Genomic DNA, 3,310 nt, shown 5'->3' with positions numbered 1-3,310 from the left:
CACCGGGGCCCTCCGGGCGCTTCCCTTCGTTTACTACTTTGTCCTGCTGTCTTGCGTTTCCGACTCTATCAGACTCTTTCGCGTCCGATTCCCGGCCGAAGCGGGTCCCGCATCTCTCACCTTCCAGGTTCTTCGCTTTCGCGTTTTCCCTTTCCGGCGAGTCCGACTCTATCAGATCCTTTCGGGCCTGATTCCCAGTCAGCGGGGTTTGCCTTCCCGGCTGTTGGGCCGTTCCGACGAGTGAGACTTTAGCGGAATCCTGCGCCCCGACGCTAATCGGGGTGCGTTCCCTCGAACGCGGATTCCTCATTTCCCGCAAGCGCACGAAAGGACATGCGACACGAGGTCGCGTGTTCTGTCGTGGTTACTGCGGAATGGCTGTCCGGGGACCGACCGGGGTCGGCGCTCACGTCGGACAACTCGGAGCACACTACGGATGTGTCCGGAGTGTGTCAACCCCCGGCCGGTTGCGCCGGTGGCCGGGGGCGGACGGTGGGGCCGAGCCGGTCGTCAGCCGTTGCCGGAGGCCAGTTCGCGGCTGCGGTCGCGGGCCGCCTCCAGGGCCGCGATGAGGGCCGCGCGCACTCCGTGGTTCTCCAGCTCGCGGATGGCGCTGATGGTCGTGCCGGCCGGGCTGGTGACGGCTTCACGGAGCTTGACCGGGTGTTCGCCGCTGTCCCGGAGCATGACGGCCGCACCGATCGCGGCCTGGACGATGAGGTCGTGAGCCTGGGCGCGGGGCAGGCCGAGCAGGATGCCGGCGTCGGTCATGGCTTCGACCAGGAAGTAGAAATAGGCGGGGCCGGAGCCGGAGAGGGCGGTCGCCGCGTCCTGCTGGGACTCCGGGACGCGCAGCGTCTTGCCGACGCCGCCGAAGATCTCCTCGGCGGTGGCGAGGTGCGCGCCGGTGGCGTGGCTGCCGGCGGAGATGACGGACATGCCCTCGTCGACGAGGACCGGGGTGTTGGGCATGACCCGGACGACCGGGGTGTCCGGGGTGAGCCGGTCCTCGATGAAAGCGGTGGTGATGCCGGCCGCGGCGCTGATGACCAGGCGGTCGGCGGTGACGTGTGGCGCGAGTTCGTCCAGGAGCTTGCCCATGTCCTGGGGCTTCACGGCGAGGATGAGGATGTCGGCGTTCTTGGCCGCCTCCGCGTTGGTGACGGACTCGACCCCGTACCGCGTGTGGAGTTCCTGGGCCCGGTCGCCCCGGCGGGTGGTGACCAGGAGGTCGGCCGGTCGCCAGCCCGCCCGGATCATCCCGCTGAGCAGGGCCTCGCCGATCTTGCCGGTGCCGAGGACTGCGACTGTCTGGGTCATGCGTTCACCCTCCGGGCGGTGCTGGGCTGTGCTCTGGGCTGTGCTCTGTCGTCTGGTGGGGTCGTCGTCCCGTCGTCATCCTCGCATCGGGGTACTCACGGCGTACGGCGGCGGAGGGTGATCGCACCGAGGAAGAGGACCAGGAGGGCGCTTCCGGTGACCACGGCGATGTCACGGACGAAGTCACCGGTGATGTCGGGGTGGTGGAGGACCTGGTTCATGCCGTCGACCGCGTACGACAGGGGCAGGACGTTCGAGATCGCCTCCAGGGCGGGGTGCATCGCCTCGCGCGGGGCGAACAGGCCGCAGAGCAGGAGCTGGGGGAAGATCACCGCCGGCATGAACTGGACCGCCTGGAACTCGGACGCGGCGAACGCGGAGACGAACAGGCCGAGCGCGGTGCCGAGCAGGGCGTCGAGCAGGGCGACCAGGAGCAGCAGCCAGGGCGAGCCGGCGACGTCCAGGCCGAGCAACCAGATGGAGACGGCCGTGGCGAGCGCCGACTGGAGGATCGCGACCGCGCCGAACGCGAGGGCATAGCCCGCGATCAGGTCGCCCTTGCCGAGCGGGAGGGCGAGGAGGCGCTCCAGGGTGCCCGAGGTGCGTTCGCGCAGGGTGGCGATCGAGGTCACCAGGAACATCGTGATCAGCGGGAAGACGCCGAGGAGGGAGGCCCCGATCGCGTCGAAGGTCCCGGCCGCGCCGTCGAAGACGTAACGGAGCAGGGTGATCAGCAGGACCGGGACGATCACGAGGAGCGCGATCGTGCGGGGGTCGTGGGTCAGCTGGCGCAGGACGCGGCCCGCGGTGGCCGCCGTGCGGGACGGGGTGAGCGGGCGGGCGGGGGCGCCCTCGGTCACGGGTGGGGCGGTGGCCGTCATCGGGAGGCCTCCGGGGTGTGGGACGGGATGGGCGGCGTGGCCACGTCGGCCGGGTGTTCGTCGACCAGGTGGAGGAACGCTTCCTCGACGGTCTCGGTGCCGGTGCGGCGGCGCAGTGCCTCGGGGGTGTCCTCGGCGAGGATCAGGCCGTCCCGCATCAGGAGGAGGCGGTGGCAGCGCTCGGCCTCGTCCATGACGTGGGAGGAGACGAGGAGTGCGGTGGAGCGGTCGGCGGCCAGGCGGTGGAAGAGGTCCCAGAGGTCGCGGCGGAGTACGGGGTCGAGCCCGACGGTCGGTTCGTCCAGGACCAGCAGCTCCGGGGTGCCGAGGAGGGCGACGGCCAGCGAGACGCGGCTGCGCTGACCGCCGGAGAGCGCCCCGGCGAGGGCGTCGGCGTGGCCGGTGAGGTCGACGTCCTCGATGACGCGGGTGACGGCGGCGCGGCGGGTGTCCCGGTGGGCGCGGCCGGGGTGCAGGACGGCGGCGAAGTAGTCGAGGTTCTGCCGGACGGTGAGGTCGGTGTAGACGGAGGGCGCCTGGGTGACGTATCCGATGCGGCTGCGCAGTGCGGGGTCGCCGGCGGGGCGGCCGAGGACGTCGAGCGTGCCGGTGGCTCTGGCCTGGGTGCCGGCCACGGTGCGCAGGAGCGTGGTCTTGCCGCAGCCCGAGGGGCCGAGGAGGCCGGTGATGCCGCCGGGGCGGACGGTGAAGTCGAGGGCGCGCAGGACGGTGCGGTCACCCCGGACGACGGTGAGGCCGTGGGCTTCGATCGCCGGGGGTGGTGCGTGCCCCGGGGGCTCGGTCTGCGTGGCCCCGGATCCGTAATTCATCATGTGATGAATTCTTCGTCCGGCAGGGCCGCGCGTCAAGGGGTCCTGTCAGGGGGTGTCGTTATGAGGGATCAGGGTGTCGTTATGAGGTGTCGCTACGGGGGTCGTCAGGGGGATGGGGGCGCGGGACGTAACGGCGCAGCCCGCCGGCGCGGGGCCGGCGGGCTGCTGAGTCGTCGATCGGGCGGGGGGGTGCCCCTATGGGTTTGGTCAAGCTGATCGGGCGGGTTGGGGTTCGTAGAAGGTGCCGTCGCGGAGCATCGCGAAGAGGACGTCGGC

General features: G+C 70.9%; 3 protein-coding genes. All 3 read right to left on the bottom strand.

Features of this window, described 5'->3' with window-relative positions:
- Positions 1-510: 510 nt before the first annotated feature.
- Positions 511-1,320: a pyrroline-5-carboxylate reductase gene (proC, locus tag ACH4RG_RS36465; RefSeq protein WP_050356729.1), complete on the bottom strand. Its 810-nt coding sequence runs from the start codon at positions 1,318-1,320 to the stop codon at positions 511-513.
- Positions 1,321-1,415: 95 nt separating this feature from the next.
- Entirely contained in the window at positions 1,416-2,201 is a 786-nt protein-coding gene (locus ACH4RG_RS36460; protein WP_397925214.1) for an ABC transporter permease, read from the bottom strand.
- Positions 2,198-3,034 (bottom strand): ABC transporter ATP-binding protein, encoded by an 837-nt coding sequence (locus ACH4RG_RS36455; RefSeq protein ID WP_398540930.1) that lies wholly within the window; start codon positions 3,032-3,034, stop codon positions 2,198-2,200. Before ACH4RG_RS36455 ends, ACH4RG_RS36460 begins: the two co-directional genes overlap by 4 nt.
- Between the last annotated feature and the right edge of the window lie 276 nt (positions 3,035-3,310).

Source organism: Streptomyces sp. NPDC021019, assembly GCF_044333295.1.
Classification (GTDB): domain Bacteria; phylum Actinomycetota; class Actinomycetes; order Streptomycetales; family Streptomycetaceae; genus Streptomyces.
The sequence above is the reverse complement of the archived record's forward strand: the minus strand, read 5'-3'. Positions and strand labels throughout refer to the sequence as shown.

Bases quoted from the DNA above. Each gene is read 5' to 3' on its own strand.
- ACH4RG_RS36460 (WP_397925214.1), bottom strand. From the start codon at position 2,201: ATGACGGCCACCGCCCCACCCGTGACCGAGGGCGCCCCCGCCCGCCCG.
- proC (WP_050356729.1), bottom strand. From the start codon at position 1,320: ATGACCCAGACAGTCGCAGTCCTCGGCACCGGCAAGATCGGCGAGGCC.
- ACH4RG_RS36455 (WP_398540930.1), bottom strand. From the start codon at position 3,034: ATGATGAATTACGGATCCGGGGCCACGCAGACCGAGCCCCCGGGGCAC.